Annotated in this window: 19 protein-coding genes and 1 pseudogene; 8 read left to right on the top strand and 12 right to left on the bottom strand. The window is 71.8% G+C overall.

The genetic code is table 11. The features are described 5' to 3' along the window. Positions 1 to 143 precede the first annotated feature (143 nt). The 9 genes and pseudogenes from ACIBJG_RS10255 to ACIBJG_RS10295 form a co-directional block, all read right to left on the bottom strand. Positions 144 to 1,241: an NADH:flavin oxidoreductase/NADH oxidase gene (locus ACIBJG_RS10255; RefSeq protein ID WP_399306477.1), complete on the bottom strand. Its 1,098-nt coding sequence runs from the start codon at positions 1,239 to 1,241 to the stop codon at positions 144 to 146. Positions 1,242 to 1,355: 114 nt separating this feature from the next. After that, the gene (locus ACIBJG_RS10260) at positions 1,356 to 1,628 is read right to left on the bottom strand and encodes a DUF1876 domain-containing protein (RefSeq protein WP_399306480.1); all 273 of its coding nucleotides are present in this window, start codon (positions 1,626 to 1,628) and stop codon (positions 1,356 to 1,358) included. 80 nt (positions 1,629 to 1,708) lie between these two features. Continuing rightward, a complete protein-coding gene (locus ACIBJG_RS10265) occupies positions 1,709 to 2,092 on the bottom strand; it encodes a hypothetical protein (RefSeq protein ID WP_399306483.1) in 384 nt (127 codons plus the stop codon). A 34-nt stretch (positions 2,093 to 2,126) separates the two neighbouring features. Further along, positions 2,127 to 3,640: pseudogene (locus tag ACIBJG_RS10270) on the bottom strand (glycosyl hydrolase); the annotation flags it as partial. A 165-nt stretch (positions 3,641 to 3,805) separates the two neighbouring features. Next, the gene (locus ACIBJG_RS10275) at positions 3,806 to 4,903 is read right to left on the bottom strand and encodes an endo-1,4-beta-xylanase (protein ID WP_399306486.1); all 1,098 of its coding nucleotides are present in this window, start codon (positions 4,901 to 4,903) and stop codon (positions 3,806 to 3,808) included. Between the two features lie 166 nt (positions 4,904 to 5,069). Beyond that, positions 5,070 to 7,484, bottom strand: coding sequence for a glycoside hydrolase family 3 N-terminal domain-containing protein (locus ACIBJG_RS10280; protein WP_399306489.1), 2,415 nt, complete (start codon positions 7,482 to 7,484; stop codon positions 5,070 to 5,072). A gap of 51 nt (positions 7,485 to 7,535) precedes the next feature. Then, positions 7,536 to 8,429, bottom strand: coding sequence for a carbohydrate ABC transporter permease (locus ACIBJG_RS10285; protein ID WP_399306492.1), 894 nt, complete (start codon positions 8,427 to 8,429; stop codon positions 7,536 to 7,538). 4 nt (positions 8,430 to 8,433) lie between these two features. Further along, a complete protein-coding gene (locus ACIBJG_RS10290) occupies positions 8,434 to 9,363 on the bottom strand; it encodes a carbohydrate ABC transporter permease (protein WP_399306495.1) in 930 nt (309 codons plus the stop codon). 2 nt (positions 9,364 to 9,365) lie between these two features. Then, positions 9,366 to 10,616 carry an extracellular solute-binding protein gene (locus tag ACIBJG_RS10295; protein ID WP_399307193.1) on the bottom strand — a complete coding sequence of 417 codons (1,251 nt, stop codon included), beginning with the start codon at positions 10,614 to 10,616 and terminating at the stop codon, positions 9,366 to 9,368. Between the two features lie 214 nt (positions 10,617 to 10,830). Here ACIBJG_RS10295 and ACIBJG_RS10300 point away from each other — a divergent pair, with 214 nt between their 5' ends. From ACIBJG_RS10300 to ACIBJG_RS10310, 3 genes are all read left to right on the top strand, one after another. Further along, positions 10,831 to 11,889 (top strand): LacI family DNA-binding transcriptional regulator, encoded by a 1,059-nt coding sequence (locus ACIBJG_RS10300; RefSeq protein ID WP_399306498.1) that lies wholly within the window; start codon positions 10,831 to 10,833, stop codon positions 11,887 to 11,889. 47 nt (positions 11,890 to 11,936) lie between these two features. After that, positions 11,937 to 12,473 carry a GNAT family N-acetyltransferase gene (locus ACIBJG_RS10305; protein WP_399306501.1) on the top strand — a complete coding sequence of 179 codons (537 nt, stop codon included), beginning with the start codon at positions 11,937 to 11,939 and terminating at the stop codon, positions 12,471 to 12,473. Positions 12,474 to 12,605: 132 nt separating this feature from the next. Next, a complete protein-coding gene (locus tag ACIBJG_RS10310) occupies positions 12,606 to 13,694 on the top strand; it encodes a WD40/YVTN/BNR-like repeat-containing protein (protein ID WP_399306504.1) in 1,089 nt (362 codons plus the stop codon). An 11-nt stretch (positions 13,695 to 13,705) separates the two neighbouring features. Here the strand turns inward: ACIBJG_RS10310 and ACIBJG_RS10315 are convergent, their stop codons facing one another. Continuing rightward, entirely contained in the window at positions 13,706 to 14,383 is a 678-nt protein-coding gene (locus ACIBJG_RS10315; RefSeq protein ID WP_399306506.1) for a uracil-DNA glycosylase, read from the bottom strand. A gap of 157 nt (positions 14,384 to 14,540) precedes the next feature. Between ACIBJG_RS10315 and ACIBJG_RS10320 the strand changes: the two genes are divergently transcribed. Together ACIBJG_RS10320 and ACIBJG_RS10325 are read left to right on the top strand one after the other, a co-directional pair. Continuing rightward, positions 14,541 to 15,602, top strand: coding sequence for an N-acetylglucosamine kinase (locus ACIBJG_RS10320; RefSeq protein WP_399306509.1), 1,062 nt, complete (start codon positions 14,541 to 14,543; stop codon positions 15,600 to 15,602). An 80-nt stretch (positions 15,603 to 15,682) separates the two neighbouring features. Then, positions 15,683 to 16,606, top strand: coding sequence for a sirohydrochlorin chelatase (locus tag ACIBJG_RS10325; protein WP_399306512.1), 924 nt, complete (start codon positions 15,683 to 15,685; stop codon positions 16,604 to 16,606). Between the two features lie 121 nt (positions 16,607 to 16,727). Here ACIBJG_RS10325 and ACIBJG_RS10330 read toward each other — a convergent pair whose 3' ends face one another. Then, entirely contained in the window at positions 16,728 to 17,798 is a 1,071-nt protein-coding gene (locus ACIBJG_RS10330; RefSeq protein WP_399306514.1) for a lactonase family protein, read from the bottom strand. A gap of 104 nt (positions 17,799 to 17,902) precedes the next feature. Beyond that, positions 17,903 to 19,411: an FUSC family protein gene (locus tag ACIBJG_RS10335; protein ID WP_399306517.1), complete on the bottom strand. Its 1,509-nt coding sequence runs from the start codon at positions 19,409 to 19,411 to the stop codon at positions 17,903 to 17,905. 143 nt (positions 19,412 to 19,554) lie between these two features. Between ACIBJG_RS10335 and ACIBJG_RS10340 the strand changes: the two genes are divergently transcribed. From ACIBJG_RS10340 to ACIBJG_RS10350, 3 genes are all read left to right on the top strand, one after another. Further along, positions 19,555 to 19,896, top strand: a complete 342-nt coding sequence (locus ACIBJG_RS10340) for a lytic polysaccharide monooxygenase (RefSeq protein ID WP_399307195.1) — start codon at positions 19,555 to 19,557, stop codon at positions 19,894 to 19,896. A gap of 127 nt (positions 19,897 to 20,023) precedes the next feature. Continuing rightward, positions 20,024 to 20,509 (top strand): Lrp/AsnC family transcriptional regulator, encoded by a 486-nt coding sequence (locus ACIBJG_RS10345; RefSeq protein WP_399306520.1) that lies wholly within the window; start codon positions 20,024 to 20,026, stop codon positions 20,507 to 20,509. 25 nt (positions 20,510 to 20,534) lie between these two features. Then, complete coding sequence (locus ACIBJG_RS10350; RefSeq protein WP_399306522.1) at positions 20,535 to 21,260, top strand: HAD family hydrolase; 726 nt, start codon at positions 20,535 to 20,537, stop codon at positions 21,258 to 21,260. The last annotated feature ends 214 nt before the right edge of the window (positions 21,261 to 21,474 follow it).

Raw genomic sequence — 21,474 nt, forward strand, 5'->3', positions numbered from 1 at the left:
GCGCAACCGACCGCCCTCCCCACGGATCCGGGCGACGCGCAACCGACCGCCCTCCCCACGGATCCGGACGACGCGCAACCGACCGCCCTCCCCACGGGCGCCGGCGCGCGTGAGGAGGGCGGAAGAGTGCTGCGGGTGTGCGGTCAGATCGCGTAGTCGTACTGCTCGGGGGCGTGCACCCGGCCATTCAGCTCGCGTGCCGCGTCCCGCGCCCACGACGGGCTGCGCAGCAGTTCGCGCCCGAGGAGCACGGCGTCGGCGCTGCCCTCGCCGAGGATCTTCTCGGCGTGCTGCGGGTCGGTGATCAGGCCGACGGCCGCGACGGGGAGCGCGGTCTCCCGCTTCACGCGCTCAGCGAAGGGGACCTGGTAGCCGGGGCCGGTCGCGATGCGGGCGCGGGGCGCGTTCCCGCCGGTGGAGACGTCGAGCAGGTCGACGCCGTGGGCGCGCAGTTCCTCGGCCAGCCGTACGGTCTCGTCGGCGGTCCAGCCCTCGCGCTCGTCCTCGGCGTTCTCGGTGAGCCAGTCCGTGGCGGAGATCCGGAAGAAGACGGGGAGGTCCTCGGGCCACACCTCCCGGACGGCGTCGACGATCTGCAGGGCGAAGCGGACGCGGTTCTCGTAGCTGCCGCCGTACGCGTCGGTGCGGTGGTTGCTGTGAGGCGACAGGAACTGCCCGACGAGGTATCCGTGCGCGCCATGCACCTCGGCGACCTGGAAGCCCGCTTCGAGCGCGCGGCGCGCGGCCTCGCGGAAGTCGGCGACGACCGCCTGGATCTCGTCGACGGTCAGCTCGTGCGGCACGGGGTAGCCGGTGTCGAAGGGCAGCGGGCTGGGCGCGACGGGCGTCCAGCCGTGGGCGTCGGGACCGACGGGTCCACCACCGGTCCAGGGGGTCGCGGTGGAGGCCTTGCGGCCGGCGTGCGCCAGCTGGATGCCGATGACCGAGCCCTGGGCCTTGACGAAGTCCGTGATCCGGCGGAAGCCCGCGACCTGGGTGTCGTTCCAGATGCCGAGGTCGGCCGGGCTGATGCGCCCCTCGGGGCTGACGGCCGTCGCCTCGGTGAGGATCAGACCGGTCCCGCCGGTGGCGCGGGCGGCGAGATGCGCGAAGTGCCAGTCCGTGGGAACGCCCGTCTCCGGCCCTTCCACCGCGGCGCAGTACTGGCACATGGGCGCCATCCATACCCGGTTGGGCACGACAAGCGACCTCAGGGTGAAAGGCTCGAAAAGGGCACTCACGACGGACTCCGTTTCGCCGGGTACGGAAGGATCGCTAGTACGATACATCCCGTACTACGACGTCCGTCAAATTACGAAGTCTCTCGTACAAGAGGCGGAACGGAGAACCGCTCGTCAGGTCAGCGGGTACGACGTGCGGCCGGACGCGTCGTCGATCTCGTCATGGGCCTTGGTCAGCAGCTTCATCGCCAGTTCGTTGAGTGCGCGGGCCCCCGCGATCTCCTCGCCCACCCGGGGCTGTTCGGAGTCGGAGGGATGGCGGCTGGCATAGCCGTGGGCACGGACCTCGCTCCCGTCGGAGAGCCGCACCAGAGCGGCCGCGCGGGTGCGGTGGGTGTCCTCCTCGAATTCCAGCTCGATGTGCCATCCGACAGCCGTCTGCGTCATGGCGCTCACCTCCGGAGCATCACCTCCAGGGTGCGCCCCCTGCCGCGACCGTGCACGGCGGGGCGGGGCCGCCGACCGGATTACCGCCCGCGGCGGCGCAGCGTGATGCGGGCGTCGGCGTCGTAGAGCTGATTCCAGCTGCGTCCGGCGCCCGACTTCCAGGTGATGTGGGCGGTGGCCCCGTCGATGCGGACGGAGTCCACGGTCATGGTGCGGTCGCCGTCGCGTACGTCCCCGCGCCGCAGTTCGTCCGCCCTGATCGTGACCGGGTCCGCCGACCGCACGCTCTCGACCTCGTCCGCCGCAAGGCCGAGAGCGGTGGCCAGTTCCCGGGCCCGGGCCGGGGTGCAGATCAGCGAGAGCTCTCCCGACGGTGTGGCGACCCTGATCTCGACGCCCTCACCGACGGGGGTCGCCTCCAGGCGGCCGGCCTGCGCAGCGGTGTCGTCGTTGTCACTCGTCATTCGCCCTGCTCTCCCCTTGCCCGACCCCGGGCTCTCAGCGCAGCCGGAGGCTCTCCGGCGGGCCCAGGTAGCTGGGCTTGAGGCCGCCGGTGTCGACCACCAGGTTCTGCAGCACCACCGTCGGGTCGACCATCCAGAATTTCAGCACATGCACTCCGGCGGCGCCGATGTGGTGCACCGTACTGGTGATGTTGACGTTGTCGGAGGTGTGGCGTGCCCACTGCGCGTTCATGGTGCCGTCGTCGGCCCCCGTCCCCTTCGTGACGTTCACCGACTGCGGCGGGGCGTCGTCGATGGAGACCGCGTACGTCAGTCCGTCGGTCGGCAGCGGGTTGTTGCGGGGCGAGAGATGGGCGTGGACGGTGACCGGGCCGGTGGTGAACAGGCTGACGCGGTACTCCAGCCGCGGGCTGTCCCCACCGGGGGCCTGCCGGGTCGCGGTGACCGGGAAGGGTTCCATCCCCGCGCCGGTCCTGCCGATGTCCGGGATGCGCTGCCAGCTGATGCCGCCGCCCTCGACGGCCCGGCTGTAGTGGTCGGCCTCGATGGAGACGTACCCGTTGGCCTCGACATGGCCGTCGAGGCGCGAGCGGGACAGGGCGGGACGGTCGACGACCGCCTTGACGACCACCTCCGCCCCGTCCGGCCCGGTGACCGTGACCGGCACCTCGGTGACCCCCTGCGGGGCCCTGGCCCAGTCGACGCGCAGGGTGATCCGGTCCTGCTGCTCGACCCGGCCCCGGACGGGGTCCGCGGTCAGCCACGAGACACCGGTGCGCACGCGGTAGTCGAACGGGGCGCGGCCCCGGTTGAACACCTCGATGTACTGGGCGGGCTGACTCTGATACGGACTGAAGGCCGGCAGCACGGCCGGGCTCTGCTCGTACGGCCACCAGGACGCCGACCCGTCGACGGCCACACCCATCTCGGCGCCGGCCGGCAGGTCGATGCGCTCGACCGCCGGGAAGAGGACGTCCTTGAGCGCGACGTTGTTGCTCTCGGGCTGCTGCCAGGGCGCGTTCGGGCCGTAGCGTTCCACGTCGCCGTAGTCGATGTGTGGCTGGGTCTGGAAGCCCTGCCACTTGCCCCCGCGACCTGGGTGTTGAAGCGGTCGGCCAGGGCCAGGTCGTCGGCGAGCCTGGCCTCGGCGTCGGCCGCCAGATCGTTGGTGAGGGCCCGGCCCTGGGCGGCGTAGTGCAGGTTGGTGAACTCCGCCTCGCGCAGCGCGTACAGGTTGGCGGTGGCCGTGGCCTCGTATCCGACCAGTTCGTACCAGGCGTCCTGGGCGGAGGCCGGCAGCCGGCGTCCGACCTGCTCGGCCTCGGCGCCGAGCCGCCGCCATTCCTCGGTGACGCGCTCCAGTTCGCGGTAGTCGACGATGCTGAACGGAGTGGCCTCGTCGTCGTACACGATCGCCGAGCTGTCCTTGACGGGGTCCTTGGCCGGATCGAGGGTGATCTTCCGGTTGAGCAGTTCGGGCTTGCGCCGCGACTGGAGCCGGGCGTATGCACGCAGGACGGAGGCGATCGCGGCGGCCTGTCCCGAACCCGGCGCGACGGCCGACGCGACCGTCGCGCCGGTATCGAGCCCCGACGGTGACGACGAGCCGGCCACGACAGCGCAGCCGCAGCCCGTGGCGCCCGGCTCCGCCGGCCGGCCCGGCACACGTGACCCGGAGGCCGTTCGTCATGCCGACGCCCTTGCGGTGAGCGGTCAGCCCCGGCCGGCAGCGAGCTTCAGGTCCTGGGTCAGGGCCTTGTACGCGGGCTTGGCCGCATAGTTCTCGTCGAAGAGGTTGGCCGCGCCCTCGCCCTCGAAGGTGTCGGGCACCCAGGAGTACTTGTCGGTGAAGCCCCACACGGTGAAGTCGGTGCAGTGGCGGGTGAGCAGGCAGCCGCGCAGCAGGACGTCGTACCCCTCGGCCTGGGCCTCCTGCTTGGTGCTGTCGGAGGGCATCGGGATGCGGACGTCGGCCTCGGTGATCGCGGTCTCCAGACCGAGGTCGTCGAACCGCTTCATGTTGTCGGCGATGTCGTGCGGGGCGCTGTACTGGACGGAGAGGTGGCCCTGGATGCCGACGCCGTCGATCGGTACGTGCTGCTTGCGCAGTTCCACGACCAGGTCGTAGAGCGCGGTGCTCTTCGCGTTGACGCCTTCGATGTTGTAGTCGTTGATGAACAGCTTGGCCTTGGGGTCTGCCTGGTGGGCCCAGCGGAAGGCGTCCGCGATGTAGCCGGGGCCGAGCTTCCGCAGCCAGATGCTGTCGCGCAGGGTGCCGTCGTCGTTGAAGGCCTCGTTGACGACGTCCCACTGCCAGATCCGGCCCTTGAAGTGGCCGGCCTCGTCGGTGATGTGCTTGCGCAGGATGGCGCGCAGCTCGTCCGCGCTGAAGTCGCCCCCGGTGAGCCAGGCCGGCAGCTGGTTGTGCCAGAGCAGGGTGTGGCCGCGCACCAGCTGTCCGTTGGCTCTGGCGAAGTCGACCAGTTCGTCGGCGGCGGCCCAGTCGTGGGTGCCCCGCTCCTTCTCGACGACCTCCCACTTCATGACGTTCTCGGGGGTGACGGAGTTGAACTCGCTCGCCGCCTTGGCACGGTAGGGCGCGTCCGCTGCCAGTGCCGCCATGTCGACCGCTGTGCCGATGCGCAGGTCGGCCCGCTTGCCGAGGCTGCCCAGAGTGTCGGCGACGGGGGGCTTCGGCTTTCCGTGGGAGCCGGAGCGCTCGGGGGCCGCAGAGGCGCTGAGGGTGAAGGAGGAGACGAGCAGGGCCGCGGCGGCGGTGCCGATCATGGCGGCCTGCGTTGTCTTGCGCATGACATATCCCTTTCGGTGGACGCGCCTCCCCGGGAACCTGAGTGCCAGGATCGACGCGCGTTCGATGAAGGTGCTTCGAAAGTTTCGTGAACCTCCCCGCAGCCGGCGGAGAGGCCGGTCGGGCAGAAAGGGGAGGTTCACGAAAGGGATGGTGCGGCGGTGCCGGTCAGTGCGCGGCAGGCTCCGGTACGGGGGCGGGCGCGACCGAGGTGCCGCAGACGAGCCGTCGCGTGTGGTCGACGATGCGCTCGGGGCCGGTGAGCCGGAGCCGCAGCGTCCGGCGGACATCGGCCGCGTCGCTGGAGGCGGCGACCCGCAGCTCGAGCTCGCCGGGCTCGACGATGCGACGGCCGCCGATGCCGGTGAAGGACGCCAGGTCCGCGTGGAATCGGAACCGGACCCTGGCCGCCGCGCCCGCGGCGAGCGGCACCCTGGCGTAGCCGATCAGCCGTACCTGCGGCCGGGTGGTCTGGGCCACCGGGTCGTGGAGGTAGAGCTGCACGACTTCGGCGCCCTCGCGCTCGCCGGTGTTGCGGACCGTGACCTCGACCTCGGCGGAGCCGTCGGTGGGGATCTCGGCCGGGGCCGGATCGCCCTGCTCCCAGTCGAAGGTCGTGTACGACAGGCCGTGCCCGAAGGCGTACAGCGGTGTCGGGTCCAGGTTGCTGACCCCGCTCATCAGCCCCAGCGGCGGCTGCAGGTACGTCCACGGCTGACCGCCCGCACCCTGCGGGACGCTCACCGGCAGCCGGCCGGAGGGGTTGACCCGGCCCGAGAGCACCCCGGCCAGCGCCGGTCCGCCCTCCTCGCCCGGGAAGAAGGCCTGCACGACGGCTGCCGTCCGGTCCGCCCACCGTCCCAGCGCGTACGGGCGGCCCGTCAGCAGCACCAGGACCACCGGGGTACCGGTGGCCAGCAGGGCGTCGAGGAGCTCGCCCTGCACGCCGGGCAACGCGAGGTCGGTGGCGTCGCAGCCCTCGCCGGACGTTCCGCGGCCGAAGAGACCGGCCCGGTCGCCGAGCACGGCGACGCAGACATCGGCGTCCCCGGCCAGCCGGACTGCCTCCGCGATCCGGGACGTGTCCGTGCCGTCCACCTCACAGCCTGCGGCGAAGTCGACACCGGAGCCGGGGAACTCCCCGCGCAGCGACTCCAGCACCGTCGGCACGTCGATCCCCATCGCGAACTCGGGGTGCGAGACCCCGACGTGGCTGGGGAATGAGTAGCAGCCGAGCATGGCCAGTGCGTCGTCGCCGCGCGGTCCGACCACGGCGATCCGCCCGGCGTCCCGCAGCGGCAGCGCGCCACCGGGGTTGGCCAGCAGTACACACGCCTGCTCGGCGAGCTCCCGGGCCAGAGCCCGGTTCTCCGGGGGGTCGAGGTCGACGGTGTCGCGCGCCTGCTCGGGGTCCGCGCCCTTCAGCACGGCCGGCAGCGGCGACCAGTCCGGGTCGAGCAGCCCGAGTTCGCACTTCTGCAGCAGGACGCGGCTCAGGGCCCGGTCGACGATCGACTCCTCCACCGCCCCGTCCCGCACGGCGGCGACGAGGACGTCACCGTAACTGCGGACGGTGGGCAGTTCGACGTCGACGCCGGCGCCCAGGGCGAGCCGGGCCGCGTCGGCGCGGTCGGCGGCGACCTTGTGCAGCGTCTCCAGGAATCCGATGCCGAAGTAGTCGGCGACGACGGTCCCGGTGAATCCCCAGGTGTCCCGGAGGAGCCCGGTGAGCAGGGCCGGGTCGGCGGCCGCGGGTACGCCGTCGATCTCGGCGTACGAGTGCATCACCGAACGCGCCCCGCCCTCCAGCAGCGCCATCTCGAAGGGCGGCAGGATGACGTCCGCCATCTCACGGGCCCCGGCCCGTACCGGCGCCAGGTTGCGGGCGCCGGCGGAGGCCGCGTATCCGGCGAAGTGCTTGAGCGTGGCGATGATTCCGGCGGACTCCAGTCCGCGGACGTAGGCGGTGCCGATGGTGGCCACCAGATAGGGGTCCTCGCCGATGGTCTCCTCGACCCGGCCCCAGCGCAGGTCGCGCACCACGTCCAGGACGGGCGCCAGCCCCTGGTGGACGCCGACAGCACGCATGTCGGCGCCGATCCGGTGGGCCATCTCGGCGACCAGGTCCGGGTTCCAGGCGGCGCCCCACGACAGCGGTACGGGGTAGGCGGTGGCGCCCCATGCCGTGAAGCCGGCCAGGCACTCCTCGTGGGCGAGGGCCGGAATGCCGAAGCGTCCGGCCTCGGCGATCCGGCCCTGGGCGCGGGCCAGGGCGAGTGCCCCGACTCCGGCGTCGACCGGGGCGGTGCCGAACGGCCGGGTGAGCTGGCCGAGGCCGCGGGTGGTCAGGGCGTCCCAGTCCACCGGGTCGACCATGTCGTTCTGGTGCGGGGCGACCCCGTCGCCTTCGGCGTCGGCGCCCACCCAGATTCCGTACAGCTGGGCGGCCTTCTCCTCCAGGGTCATCCGGGGGATCAGGTCGGCCACCCGCTCCTCCGGGGTGAGGGAGGGGTCGCGCCAGGGGCCGTCGGCGGTCGGGGCCGCTTCGGTGCTGCGGGCGTGCGGGACAGCGGGCATTGCCATGGGGGCAGGGGTTCCTCTCATGAGTGCGGTGGTGCGGGGCGGCGTGGGGCGCTACTTGCCGCCCACCCCCATCAGTCCGTTGACCAGTGCCTTCCGTGCCACGAGGTACACGGCGAAGATCGGCACGACGGAGAGCACGATCGCGGCCAGCACGGCTGGGATGTTCATCCCGAACTGGGACATGAAGTTGAAGAGGCCCAGCGTCAGCACGCGGTTCTCCTCCGACTGGGTCAGGATCAGCGGGAACAGGAAGCCGTTCCACGCCTGGAGGGCCGTGTAGATGGCCACCGTGCTGATCCCGCCCTTGGACATCGGGATCGCCAGCTGCCACAGCATCCGCAGGGGCGACGCGCCGTCGAGCGCCATCGCCTCGTACATCTCCTCGGATACATCACGCATGGTGCCGCTGAGGATCAGGACCGCCACCGGCATCGCGAACGCCGCGGTCGGCAGGATGATCGCCGGGAGGCTGTCGTACAGACCCATCTTGCTGATGAGCAGGTACAGCGGAACGATCACGGCCTGCGCGGGGATCGCGACGCCGAGCAGGAAGGTCCGGAAGGCGAGCGAGGAGAGCCGGCTGCGGGTCCGTACCGCGACATAGGCGACGGGCACCGCGAGCACCAGGACGATGGCCACTGTGGACACCGCGACGATCGCCGTATTGCTGAGCATCGCCGAGAAGCCGCTGTCCAGCACGGTGCGGTAGTTGTCGAGCGTGGGGTTGGTCGGGATCGCCAGCGGGTCGCCGTTGAGCGCCTCGTCCTGGTGCATGAGCGACGAGGAGATCAGCGTGTAGAGCGGGACGACGACGAGCAGGAGCCAGACAAGTGAGCCCAGGCCGGCCAGTGGGTTGCCCCACTTCCTGCGCCGCCGGGCGGCGGCGAGCCGGCTCCGGGGCACGGGCGACACGGGGCGTGCCACGGGGCGGGTGTCGATTGACATCTCGTCACATACCTTCCCGGGTGGACCGCATGTTCCCGAAGCCGCTGAAGCGGACCAGGATCAGCGACAGGGCGGTGGCCACCACGACCAGGGCCGTTGCGATCGCCGCGGCGTAGCCGAGGTCGTAGGTCTGGAAACCGGTCCGGTACATGAGGTACGGGAGCACGGTGGTGTCCGTGCCGGGGCCGCCCCGGGTCATGATCAGCACGGTGTCGAAGTAGGTCAGCGAGCCGACGATCATCAGGACCGATGAGGTCGTGATGGTGTGGCGCAGCTGCGGCAGCGTGATGTGGAAGAACTGGCGGAACATGCCCGCTCCGTCGATCTCCGCCGCCTGGTACAGGACCTGGGGGATCTGCCGGGTGCCGCCCTGGTAGATCAGGGTGTGGAAGGGCATGAACTGCCAGCCGCCGACGAACGCCACGGTGAGCAGTGCCCCGGTGGACGAACCCATGACGTTCGGGTCGATTCCGAACCATGGCCCGATCGTCTTGATCACGCCGAAGTTGGGGTCGAGCAACGCGTGGAAGAGCATCGCGATGGCCGTGGTGGAGAGCAGCAGCGGAATGAAGAAGACCGCGGAGAGCACGGCCCGGCTGCGCTGCTTGCCCGCCGCCCAGACGCCGAGAAGCAGCGCCACGGGAGTCTGGAACACCCAGCTGACCGAGGTGAGCAGCAGGCTCAGCCAGGCGGCCTGGCGGAACTCCGGGTCCTTGAACAGCCGGGTCCAGTTGTCCATGCCGACAGGTGTCGGGGAGTCCAGCCCGTTCCACTCGCAGAACGAGAGATAGACGGCGATCGCCAGCGGGACGATCGCGAAGAGGGCGAAGAAGACGATGCCGGGCACGGCCCAGGCGACCGAGGGGCGGCCGACGTTGCCGGCGGCCGCCTTCCTTCCTCCGCGCACTTTTTTGTACGAAGAGACGTGGGACATTGTTACTTGACGGCCTTCATCGCGGCGACGAACTGCTCGGGCGTGGACTTGCCGGCGAACAGCTTGCTGATCTCGGTGAGCAGCGGGGTGGCGATACGCGACTCCAGCGCCTGGTCCCACGAGAGCGTGAAGCTCGGGGCCTTCTGGACCATGTTGTACTGGTCGGTCGCGTACGTCGGGTTGGGCGATCCGCTCAGCATGGAGGCGGCGTTGGACGTGGTCGGTACGTCACCGTTGTCGACCAGGGCCTGGGCGTAGGACTTGGCCGCCATGGTCTTGAGGAAGGCTATGGCCGCGTCCTTGTGCTTGGTGCGGGAGTTGATCGACCAGTAGTTGGTGGGGTTGCCGACCACATTGGCCGGGTCGCCGACACCGCCGGCCACGGTCGGGAAGTTGGCCCAGCCGAGGTCCTTCTTGGCGAAGTCCGGTGCCTTGCCGAGCTGGGTCGAGTACTCCCACGAGCCCATCAGGTGCATGGCCGCCTTGCCCTTGCTGAGCAAGGTGGGGGCGGCGCCGCTGCCGTAGTCGACGGAGTTGAAGTTCTTGCCGAAGGCTCCGCCGTCGACCAGTTCCTTGACGGTCTGGGCGGACTTGAGGACCGCGGGGTCGCCCCAGGCGGCGGAGTCGCCGTTCTGGATCCTATTGAACACCTCGGGGCCGCCGATCCGGTCGAGCAGGTACTCCATCCACATCAGCTCGGGCCACTTCTCCTGGCCGCCGAGCGCGAAGGGGGTGATGCCCTTGGCCTTGAACGTGCTGATGACGTGCTGGAGCTCTTCCCACGTCTTGGGGGCCTCCAGCTTGTTCTCGGCGAAGAGCTTCTTGTTGTAGAAGAGCATCACGGGCTGCATGCCGCGCATCGGCACCCCGTAGATCTTTCCGCCGAGACTGCCCGCCTCGACGATGGACGGGAGGAAGGCGTCCTTGAGGGTGGCGTCGTTCTTGACGGTCGAGGTCAGGTCGACCAGCTGGCCGGCGTCGCGATATGGCTTGATGGAGCCGGCGCCCCAGTTGTAGAAGATGTCCGGAGCGCTGGGTGAGCCCATGGCGCTGCGCAGCTTGTTGACGTACTCGGTGCCCGGTACCGGGATCAGCTTGACCTTGACCTTCGAGGTCTTGTTGAACTCCTTGACCGCGGCCTCCTGGACCTTGACCGCGTCGTCGCCGTAGACGTACGCGGTGAGGGTTCCGCCGCCGTCACCGCCACTGTCGCCACCCGACCCGCAGCCCGCCAGCACGCCCGCCATGACCATGGCCGCACCGGCCGCTGTCCATCTCGCCGTACGCGTACTCCGAGTGAAAATTCCCGACCCCATGACCGCACCTCTGTCGAATGTTTCGGCCCTGCTTGCGAATGTTGCCGGAACGGTACGGTCGCGTTTCGGGCCAGTCAAGAGGTCCGGACGGGAGAATTTTCGTCGGGGGCCTACCCCTCCCTCTCGGCGGCGGGCAGTTACGATTCCCTGCATGAGCCCCGCAAACGTCCAGTCACATCAGGAGAATGCGCCTGCCGGCGAGTCGTCGGACGGCACCGCCACCCTGGCGGAAATCGCCCGAGCGGCCGGAGTCTCGGCTCCGACAGTTTCGAAAGTGCTGAACGGGCGGGCCGATGTCGCCCCCGGCACGCGTACGAAGGTCGAGGAGCTGCTGCTGCTCCACGGCTACCGCCGCAGACGCGGCTCCACGACCCAGTCGCAACTGATCGACCTGGTCTTCCACGAGCTGGACAGCGCGTGGGCCATGGAGGTCGTGCGCGGCGTGGAGAACGTGGCGCGCGAGGAGGGCCTGAGCCTGGTGCTCTCGGAGAGCGCGGGCCGTCTCACCCCCGGGCAGACCTGGGTGGACGGCGTCCTGGCCCGCAGGCCGGTCGGGGTGATCCTGGTCCTGTCGGACCTCACCGCCGCCCAGCGTGCCCAGCTGACCAGCCGCAGCATCCCGTACGCGGTGGTCGACCCGGCCGGCGATCCCGGCGACGACGTCCCGTCGGTCGGGACGACGAACTGGCAGGGCGGGCTCGCCGCCACCCGCCACCTCACCGCGCTCGGGCACCGCAGGATCGGGGTCGTCAGCGGCCCGTCGCGCATGATGTGCAGCCGCGCCCGGGTGGACGGCTACCGTGCCGCCCTGGAGACCGCGGGCCTGCCGATCGACCCCGATCTGGTCCGCGAGGGCGAGTTCCAGCACGAGGCGGGCTACGCCGCGGGCCTGGAGCTGCTGCGCATGGCGGACCGGCCGACGGCCGTCTTCGCCGGCAACGACCTGCAGGCGCTCGGTGTGTACGAGGCCGCGCGCGAGCTGGGGCTGCGCATCCCCGAGGACCTCAGCGTGGTCGGGTTCGACGACCTGCCGCTCACCCGGTGGATCGGGCCGCCGCTGACCACGGTGCGCCAGCCGCTCATCGAGATGGCCGAGACCGCGGCCCGGCTGGTCCTCGACCTCGGACGCGGCCGGCAGCCCGCGACCACCCGCGTCGACCTGGCCACCAACCTGGTGGTACGCAGCAGCACGGCGGCGCCCGGCCGCTGATCAAGTCCGTTGCGACCGCGGCCGGGCGGTGGGTAGCGTCGCGCGGCATGAAGACCCCCGTCCTGCACACGCGGCGCTTGCTGCTGGAGCCGTACGCACCCGCCGACGAGGAGGACTTCGTGGCGCTCTTCCAGGACGCCCGGGTGGGACGCTGGATGGGCGACGGCCCGGCCGCGGAGGACGAGGACCGGGCGCTGTTCGGGCGGATCTTCACGAAGGTGTACGCGCAGGACCTGTTCGGCGTGTGGGTGGTGCGGCAGGGCGGGCGTGCGGTCGCGCACGCGGAGATCAAGCCGTCCCCCACCCCCGGCGTGGACGGCCACGAGATCGTCTACGCCGTGGCCCCCGCGGCGTGGGGGCGGGGGCTGGGCACCGAGATCGCCGAGGCGCTGGTCGCCCACGGCTTCGGCGCCCTGGGCCTGGCCGAGGTGCACGCGACCGTGGACGCCGCCAATGAGGCGTCGCTCGCCCTGCTGAGCCGGATCGGCTTCCGCCATGTCCGCGACATCCCCGAGGACGACGGGGGCACGACCCGCCTCCTGACCCGCTCGCAGGCGTCCGGCTCTGACCGCGGGAGGCCCTAGGACTTCCGGGCGCACGAAACCCGTCACCCGCCGTGGAAGCGGCGGTGTCCGGAGCTGTCCTGCGCGCCACTGTCAGTGGTCGGGTGCAGACTGTCGCGTATCCGGCACAACGGCGTTTCGGGAGGTTCGGTCATGACCGATGTTCTGCTCACCGTCGGCACCCGCAAGGGGCTCTTCATCGGCCGCAGGAGCGGTGGCGCGTGGGAGTTCGACGAACCGCACTTCAACGCGCAGGCGATCTACTCGATCGGCATCGACAAGCGCGGGGACGTCCCCCGGCTGCTGGTGGGCGGTGACAGCGCGCACTGGGGCCCGTCCGTCTTCCACTCCGACGACCTGGGTTCGAGCTGGGTCGAACCGAAGCAACCGGCCGTGAAGTTCCCTGAGTTCACCGGAACGTCGCTGGAGCGGGTCTGGCAGCTGCACCCGGCGGGCCCCGAGGCACCCGACGTCGTGTACGCGGGCACCGAGCCGGCCGCGCTGTTCCGCTCGCGGGACAGGGGCGAGTCCTTCGAGCTGGTGCGTCCGCTCTGGGAGCATCCGACGCGCTCGAAGTGGGTGCCGGGCGGCGGCGGCGAGGGGCTGCACACGGTGCTGACCGACGAGCGGGACCCGCGGTCGGTCACCGTTGCCGTCTCCACTGCCGGGGTGTTCAGGACGGCGGACGGCGGCGAGAGCTGGGCCCCGGCCAACCGGGGGGTGTCGGCGGTCTTCCTGCCCGATCCGGACCCGGAGTTCGGTCAGTGCGTCCACAAGGTCAGCCGGGACGCCGTCGATCCCGACCGGCTCTACCTCCAGAACCACTGGGGTGTGTTCCGCAGCGACGACGCCGGGGGCCACTGGACGGACATCGGCGCGGGCCTGCCCTCCGACTTCGGCTTCGCGGTGGCGGCGCACCCGCACCGCGCGGACACCGCGTACCTCTTCCCGATCAACGCCGACGCCGACCGGGTGCCGGCCGGGCACCGCTGCCGCGTCTTCCGGACCACCGACGCGGGCAACAGCTGGGAACCCCTGTCGTCGGGGCTGCCCGACGGCGCGCACTACGGCACGGTGCTGCGCGACGCCCTCTGTACCGACGACGCCGATCCGGCCGGGGTGTACTTCGGCAACCGCAACGGCGAGGTGTACGCGAGCGCGGACGACGGGGACAGCTGGCAGCAGCTCGCCTCGCACCTGCCGGACGTCCTGTGCGTCCGGGCGGCCACGATCGGCGGGTGACCCGATCTGTGCTACGGCAGGCGCCAGTCCACGGGTTGCGCCCCCTGGCGGGCCAGGAGTTCGTTGGCCTTGCTGAAGGGGCGCGACCCGAAGAAGCCGCGGTCCGCCGACATGGGGGACGGATGGGCGGCCTCGATCGCCGGGAAGTCCCCCAGCGACGGCCGGAGGTTGCGGGCGTCGCGGCCCCACAGGATGGAGACCAGCGGTGTGCCCCGCGCGACCAGCGCCCTGATGGCCTGCTCGGTGACCTCTTCCCAGCCCTTGCCGCGGTGGGCGGCGGGCTTGCGGGGTGCGGTCGTCAGCGCCCTGTTCAGCAGCAGCACGCCCTGGCGCGTCCACGCGGTCAGATCGCCGTTCGACGGCCGGGGCAGCCCCAGGTCCGTGTGCAGCTCGCGGTAGATGTTCTCCAGGCTGCCCGGAAGCTGACGTACCTCGGGTGCGACCGCGAAGCTCAGCCCGATGGCCATCCCCGGTGTGGGGTAGGGGTCCTGACCGACGATCAGCACGCGCACCTCGTCGAACGGCTGCTGGAACGCGCGCAGCACGTTCGCCCCCGACGGCAGATACGTGCGGCCTGCCGCGACCTCCGCCCGCAGGAAGTCCCCCATCTCGGCGATGCGTCCCGCCACGGGGGCCAACGCCTGAGCCCATCCGGGCTCCACAACTTCGTTCAACGGTCGCGCTGTCACGTGCCTCACCCTACCGGCGTAACGAGGGTGGCCCCGCCCCTCCCCCACCTGCGGTGAACGCCCGGCCCGGAAGGCGCGTCGCCGACACCAGCGGCTCGTCGCGAAAGGCCCGGAGGTAGGCTGCCGCCGTCATTCCACCGCTTACGGGAGCCGCTCCATGGAGTCACACGGGCATGCGACCGGAGAGTACGTCCTCGGCGTCGACTCGGGCGGTTCCGGCCTGAGGGTGGCACTGGGCACGGTGGGCGGGGACGCGCCACTGGGCACGTCGGCGTGCGCCGAACCGGTGCGGACCGGCCCCCGCGGTATCGACGCCGCCCACCTCCTCGATCAGTTGCTGCCCGCCGTCCGGCACCTGCTCGCCCGGTACGGCGGCGGCGACCGTATCGCCGCCGTCGCGATCGGGGCGGCAGGGATGGCCACGCTCGGCGACCAGCTGCGCGCCGAACTGCCAGCGGCCCTGGCGGACGCGCTCGGGCTGCGACAGCTGGCGCTCGCCGCCGACGCGGTGACCGCGTACGCCGGGGCGGTCGGGCAGCGGCCCGGCGCGGTCGTGGCCGCCGGCACCGGGCTGATCGCGCTCGGTACGGATCTCACGCAGTGGCGCAGGGCCGACGGCTGGGGGCATCTGCTGGGCGACAGCGGGGGCGGCGCCTGGATCGGGCGGGCCGGACTCGACGCGGCGATGCGCGCCCATGACGGACGGCGGGGCGGCTCCCCGGCGCTGCTGGCCAGGCTGGAAGCGGTGTTCGGTCCGGCGACGGACCTGCCCGGCCTGCTCTATCCGCGTACCGACCGGCCCGCGGTCCTTGCCTCGTTCGCTCCCGAGGTGGCCGCGTGCGCGCCGCACGATCCCGTCGCCGAAGCCATCCTGCGTGACGCCGCCGGGCACATCGCCGAGGCCGCCGCCGCGGTGTGCCCGAAGGCCGGTGCGGACGGCGGGGGGTGCGAAGTGGCGTTGACGGGCGGCTTGTTCCGGATGGGCGACCCGCTGCTCGTACCGCTGCGCGAGGAGCTGGCGCGACAACTGCCGCACGCACGGGCGGTCCCCGGTTCGGGTGATCCGCTGATCGGTTCGCTGCGCATCGCGCAGGCACTCGCCACGGGAGATCTGCGGTTGCCGCTCCACCCCACACTGCTGCGGGTCACCGGTTCCTCTCCCGAAATCGGTACCACCCCGGGGGCGACAGAGCAGGGCAGTCGGCCGGTAAGCCACTGATCGGATAAATGCGGACAGACGACGCTCGACCGGCCCCTCCCCGAGCAGCGGGGTACCCAAAACCAGTAGCATGCGGCGCCATGAGCACCCCCACTGGGCCCGCTTCCGGCCTGCCTGTACGAATGCCGCGACCTCGCCAGTCCGGACGGCACCGCCGCCCGGAGCCCGTGGTCGCACCTGAGGGCGCTGCCGCGCTCGTTCTCGCCGTTCCCGGTACCCCCTCCTCGGCCAGCCGCAGTCTGGCCGAAGAGGTGATCAGCATCGCCCGTTCCGAGCTTCCCGGTCTGAACGCCTTGATCGGTTATCTCGACGGCGACGACGCCGAGTACCCCACCGTCGCCTCCGTTCTCGCCCACGCCGCCGCCGAGCGCATCGCGCGCTTCGAGCAGGCGAAGGCCGCCGGCCGTGAGGTCGCCGAGCCCGAGGGCCCGGCCGCCGTCGTGGTCCCGCTTCTCGCAGGGCCCGACAGCACGCTGGTGCAGCGGATACGCCTCGCGATCGAGGACAGCCGGACTCAGGCCGAGCTGACCGATGTGCTCGGCCCGCACCCGCTGCTGGCCGAGGCACTGCACGTGCGCCTCTCCGAGGCCGGTCTCGCCCGCGCGGACCGGGCCAGGCTGTTCACCGTGGCCACGGCCGCCGACGGCATCGTGCTGGCCACCGTGGGCGGCGAGGAAGCCGTACAGGCGGCGGGGATCACCGGCATGCTGCTGGCCGCGCGGCTCGCGGTGCCGGTGATGGCGGCCGCGCTCGACGTCGAGGGCTCGGTCGCCTCGATCGCCGAGCAGCTGAAGGGCTCCGGCTCGCTGCAGCTGGCAGTGGCGCCCTACCTGGTGGGCCCCGAGGTGGCCGACGGGCTGCTGGACGCCGCTGTGAAGGAGGCCGGCTGCGCGAGCGCCGAGCCGCTCGGCGCGTACCCGGCGATCGGCAAGCTGGTGCTGTCGATGTACACGACCACGCTCGGCATCGCTCCGGCGGTGGCGCAGGGAGCACAGGCCCACTGACCTGTACGGCAGGCCGGGTGCGTCGTCCGTCACGGGAGCGGGACGGACGACGCACCCCGCCCGTCCGTGACGCACGTACGCCCCGGGACCCGTTCGCGGGCCCCGGGGCGTTCGCCGTTCCTCAGGCGAAGATCACGCAGGAGGCAGCAGGGACCTCCAGGGACCCCTCCGGGGCCGGGACTCCGGTCTCCGGGTCCACGGTGAACCAGCTGACGTTCCCCGACCGTTCGTTGGCGGCGTACAGCCGCCGTCCGGTGGGGTCGAGGGCGAGGTCGCGCGGCCAGTGTCCGCCACAGCTCACGGTCGTGACCAGGGACGCCTGCTCGCCCGTGGCGTCGAGGGTGAGCACGGAGATGCTGTCGTGCCCGCGATTGGCCACCCACAGGAACCGGCCGTCGTGTGCGACGACGACCTCGGACGGATAGCTCGCCGGGTTGGATCCGCCGCTCGCCCCGGTGGGCAGCACGGGCGCCTCACCGACCGCCTCCAGGGCCCCGGCGGCGGAATCCCACCGGCACACCGTGACGGTGGGCTCCAGCTCGTTCAGCACATAGGCGTGGCCGCCCGCGGGATGGAACGCGAGATGGCGCGGCCCGGTACCGGGCCGCAGCGCCGTCTCCCCGTGCGGACGCAGCTCCCCGGTGGCCGGGTCCAGCGCGCAGATCCGTACGGAATCGGTGCCGAGGTCGACGCTGAGCACCCACCTCCCCAAGGGGTCGGGGAGGACCTGGTGGGCGTGCGGCCCCTCCTGGCGTTCGGTGACCGGCCCGCTGCCCTCGTGCGCGAGTACGCAGCCGGCCGCGCCGAGCGAGCCGTCCGCGAGCACGGACAGCACGGTGACGCTGCCGGAGCCGTAGTTGGCGGTGAGCACATGGCCCCCCGCGAGTGCGAGATGGGTGGGGCCGTCGCCGTCGACCTGCCGGGTCTCCCCGAGGGGCCGCGGAACGTCGTGGCTGATGTCGAGGGCGGCTGCCGCACCCTTCTCCATCTCGCTCACCGCGTAGAGGACCGCACCGCCGGGGCCGGTGCCCCGGCCGAGCGCGAGGAAGGAGGGATCGGGTACGGCGTCGGTCGTCCCAAGGGCGGTGAGCGCCCCGGTCTCGTCGTCGACGGCGGCGACGGTGATGCCGCGTCCGCCCGCCGAGGTGAACGACCCGATGAATGCCCGTCCGGCACTGTTGCTGCTGTCCACCGCACTGCCTCTCTCCGCCGACTGATCGCGACGGCGGCGGCCGCCGCGATCTTCCGCGGCGACCGTAGCAGTGCCCTCGCGTGGTCTGGACCAGGGGTGTGCGATCAGGCCGGGACGAGGGGCGCGCGGGGCGGGGCGTGCAGGGGCGCGGCCAGTTCGGCGAGGGCGCGCTCCAGGCCGTGCAGGTGGGCGAGGGCGGGTTCTGTCGCCGCCGGGTGCGCCAAAAGACCGACGGCCACCGAGGCGCGGGCCGGGCGTTCGGGGGCGGTGAGCGCTTCAACGGCGCTCTCGACGCGCCAGCATGCCGCGGCGAGCCGGGCGTCGTGGGAGGCTTCCGGGTCCGCCGCCACGGAGGCCAGTCCGCGCACTTCCCGCGCACAGTCGTCGAGCAGGGCGAGCACGTGCCCGGCCCGGGCCCTGCGGGCACGCAACGGGCTCAGCGGGTGGACGAGCGGGGCCAGCGAGAGCCGGACACGGCCGAGCAGCGCCTCCAGTTCGGCGACGCGGGGCGCCGGGTCGGCGGTGGCCGAGCCCGAGAGCCGGGCGGCGGCCTCCTCGGTGCAGGCGTGCACGCAGCGCAGGGCACGCTGGATCCAGGCGTCGGTCGTGGCGTGCGTGGTGACGGGCAGCACGAACAGCACCGCGAGCATCGCACCGAGCGCGCCGACGGCCGTCTCGCCGAGCCGCAGGGCGAGCAGGTCCGGGTCGAGCACGCCGAGAGAGCCGTAGAGTGCGCCGGCCATCACCGTCACGGAGAGCATCATCCAGGTGTACGAGACGGCCGCGGTGTAGAAGATCCCGAACACCCCGACGGCGACGAGCAGCGCGGTGGGGACCGGCGCCCCGTGCAGCGGGACGACGACGGCGAGGCCCACGGGAATGCCGATCAGCGTGCCCAGCACCCGGCGAAAGCTGCGCACCAGGGTCTCGCCGCGCGAGGCCGTGTTCACGAAGACCCACCATGTGGCGCCGACGGCCCAGTACCAGCGCTGGTCCGACAGGAGCTGCCCCGCCATCAGCGCGACGGCTCCGCCGGCGGCCGCCTGGACCGCCTGCCGCGTGGTGACCCGGGCCAGGCCCGTGCCGCTGACCGGTGCGGGTACGGCGGGGGGTGTCAGCCGGCGCTCGTAGCACCACAGACCGAAGCGGACGGCCGAGGAGGACAGCAGGGAGAGGGCGACGGCGGAGTACAGCTCGGGCAGTTGTCCGGGCAGCGTGTGGAGGAACTGCGTGGTGAAGAAGGCCATGAAGGCGAACACGCCGAGGGAGTGGCCACGCGGGCCCCATCGCCGTGCGTACACACCCACGCCCATGACCGCGAGGAAGGCGGCGTCGCGCGCGATCGGGTGGTCGTGGAGGACCGCGGCCAGCGCGAGCACCGGGAAGCCGACGGCGGGCAGCAGAGCCGTGGTGACGGCCTGACCGAGGACGGTGGGGTCGGTCACCGTGAACAGGGCGAGGAGCGCCGCCAGCCCTCCGGTGATGGCCGCGACGAGCGAATGGCCGGCCAAGCCGCACACCGTCACCGCGAGCCCGATGCCGAGCACGGCCCGCCCGGCGAAGCGCAGCCGCAGCCGGCCCGGGTCCCGGGCCACGAACGCTCTCTTCAGCACTGCTGTTCCCCGCCTCCGCTCACCGGTTCCGCGTACCGGCATGAAAAAGGCGCCACGGGATCCGCAGCGCCATCGACGGGTACATCAGAGCACCCGCAGGCCTGTTGGCTCAAATTGGCCTCCGAACACTGTGCCAATGGCTCATTCGATCACTGGCGCGGGGCACCAGCGGTCGGCCAACGGACCACCGGGTGCCCGCCGGGCAGAACTACACGTTCAACTGGAGGATCGAGGCGCGTCACGCGACGACCGGCTTCCGCTACTACGTCACCAGGAACGGCTACGACCCGTCCCAGCCGCTCACCCGGGCCGATCTGGAACCGCAGCCCTTCCTCACCGTCCCCTTCGGCGGCCGGCTGCCCGGCTCGGCCGTGTCCCACTCGGGTGTGCTGCCGCAGAAGTCCGGCAAGCACCTGATCCTCGGCGTCTGGACGATCTCCGACACGGGCAACGCGTTCTACGCCTGCTCCGACGTGCAGTTCTGACTCCCCAGCCGCCCAGGCCTCCTCCTGCGCCCGCGTGCGGGAGGGGGCCTGCGGCGGGGCGGCCCGGCGGTGCGCCATTGGTACAGTCGCTGCCCCGACCGATGTACCACGGAAAGGCCGGCGGACCATGGCGGTGGACGCGCTCGACACCCGGATCCTGCGGTTGCTCATCGAGCAGCCCCACACGAGCGTGCGTGAGTACGCGCGGATCCTGTCCATCGCCCGGGGCACCCTCCAGGCCCGGATCGACCGCCTCGAACGGGACGGTGTGATCACCGGCAGCGGCCCGTTCCTCTCCCCCGCCGCCCTCGGTCACCCGGTGCTCGCCTTCGTGCACCTGGAGGTGACCCAGGGGCACCTCGACGACGTCGGCGAGGCACTCGCCGCCGTACCCGAGATCGTCGAGGCCTTCTCCACCACGGGCGGCGGCGACCTGCTGACCCGGGTGGTGGCGCGGGACAACGGGCACCTGGAGGACGTGATCCAGCGGCTGATCCAGCTTCCGGGCGTCGTCAGGACACGGACCGAGGTGGCGCTGCGCGAGCGGGTGCCGCACCGGCTGCTGCCCCTCGTGGAGTCGGTGGGCCGGTCGGCTCCCCCCGGCCGGGGATGACCGCCGTGCTGAGATCATGACGACCATGAACTCATCACCCGCAGCGCCACCTTCGGTCATCTTCGACCTGGACGGCACGCTCGTGGACAGCGAGCCGAACGCGTACGAGTCGATACGGCTGCTGCTCGAGCGGTACGGAGTGCCCGACTTCACCTGGGAGCAGAACGCCCGCTTCATCGGGATCAGCAACCCCGAGGCGCTGGCTGTCCTGCGCACGGAGTACGGCATCGCCGCCTCCGTCGACGAACTGGTGGCGGGTCAGGACGCGCTCTATCTGGAGCTGGCGCGGAAGTCGACCGAAGCCTTTCCCCGGATGCGGGAGTTCGTCGAGCTGCTGCACGGCCGGGGCGTGGCCATGGCGGTGGCGTCGGGCTCGTCCCTGGCCGGGATCGAGGCCGTACTGACGAGCACCGGCCTCGGTGCGTTCCTCCCGACCTATGTCTCCGCCGACGAGGTGAGGCGCGGCAAGCCGGAACCGGATGTGTTCCTGGAGGCCGCCCGGCGCCTGGGGGCCGCACCGGCCGACTGTGTGGTCGTGGAGGACGCGGCCCCCGGCGCGAGGGCCGCGCACGCGGCGGGGATGCGCTGCATCGCGGTCCCCTACGTGCCGGCGAGCGCGACCGATCCGGCGTTCACCGCGGCGGAGCTGCTCTTCCCCGGCGGACAGGGCGAGTTCAGCGCCGGGGCCGCGTACGCATGGCTTTTTCCCGGAACCGCACCGCTGCCGCACGGGCCCGGTCCGGCTTCCTGACCATGGCGGGCGCCGCGTTCCGGGGGAGGCCTGCCGGCCCGTCACCGTCCGGACGGCCGGAGCGGAGTGACGGCCGGTCGCCCCGGGTCCGCGCGCCGGATATCCTGATCTTGCCGTGTGCCCCCACCCCGTTCCTCGTTCCACGCGAGGTCGCCGCCGCGGCAGCCGAAGCGGTCCTCGGCCCGAGCTGTTCGAGATACGCGAGCTATTCGAG

Origin of the sequence: Streptomyces sp. NPDC050422, from assembly GCF_044458665.1 — a bacterium.
Classification (GTDB): domain Bacteria; phylum Actinomycetota; class Actinomycetes; order Streptomycetales; family Streptomycetaceae; genus Streptomyces.

Coding starts and splice junctions, on each gene's coding strand:
- ACIBJG_RS10280 (WP_399306489.1), bottom strand. CDS start 7,484: ATGGCAATGCCCGCTGTCCCGCACGCCCGCAGCACCGAAGCGGCCCCG.
- ACIBJG_RS10300 (WP_399306498.1), top strand. CDS start 10,831: ATGAGCCCCGCAAACGTCCAGTCACATCAGGAGAATGCGCCTGCCGGC.
- ACIBJG_RS10265 (WP_399306483.1), bottom strand. CDS start 2,092: ATGACGAGTGACAACGACGACACCGCTGCGCAGGCCGGCCGCCTGGAG.
- ACIBJG_RS10260 (WP_399306480.1), bottom strand. CDS start 1,628: ATGACGCAGACGGCTGTCGGATGGCACATCGAGCTGGAATTCGAGGAG.
- ACIBJG_RS10305 (WP_399306501.1), top strand. CDS start 11,937: ATGAAGACCCCCGTCCTGCACACGCGGCGCTTGCTGCTGGAGCCGTAC.
- ACIBJG_RS10350 (WP_399306522.1), top strand. CDS start 20,535: ATGAACTCATCACCCGCAGCGCCACCTTCGGTCATCTTCGACCTGGAC.
- ACIBJG_RS10275 (WP_399306486.1), bottom strand. CDS start 4,903: ATGCGCAAGACAACGCAGGCCGCCATGATCGGCACCGCCGCCGCGGCC.
- ACIBJG_RS10320 (WP_399306509.1), top strand. CDS start 14,541: ATGGAGTCACACGGGCATGCGACCGGAGAGTACGTCCTCGGCGTCGAC.
- ACIBJG_RS10310 (WP_399306504.1), top strand. CDS start 12,606: ATGACCGATGTTCTGCTCACCGTCGGCACCCGCAAGGGGCTCTTCATC.
- ACIBJG_RS10290 (WP_399306495.1), bottom strand. CDS start 9,363: ATGTCCCACGTCTCTTCGTACAAAAAAGTGCGCGGAGGAAGGAAGGCG.
- ACIBJG_RS10285 (WP_399306492.1), bottom strand. CDS start 8,429: ATGTCAATCGACACCCGCCCCGTGGCACGCCCCGTGTCGCCCGTGCCC.
- ACIBJG_RS10295 (WP_399307193.1), bottom strand. CDS start 10,616: ATGGTCATGGCGGGCGTGCTGGCGGGCTGCGGGTCGGGTGGCGACAGT.
- ACIBJG_RS10345 (WP_399306520.1), top strand. CDS start 20,024: ATGGCGGTGGACGCGCTCGACACCCGGATCCTGCGGTTGCTCATCGAG.
- ACIBJG_RS10325 (WP_399306512.1), top strand. CDS start 15,683: ATGAGCACCCCCACTGGGCCCGCTTCCGGCCTGCCTGTACGAATGCCG.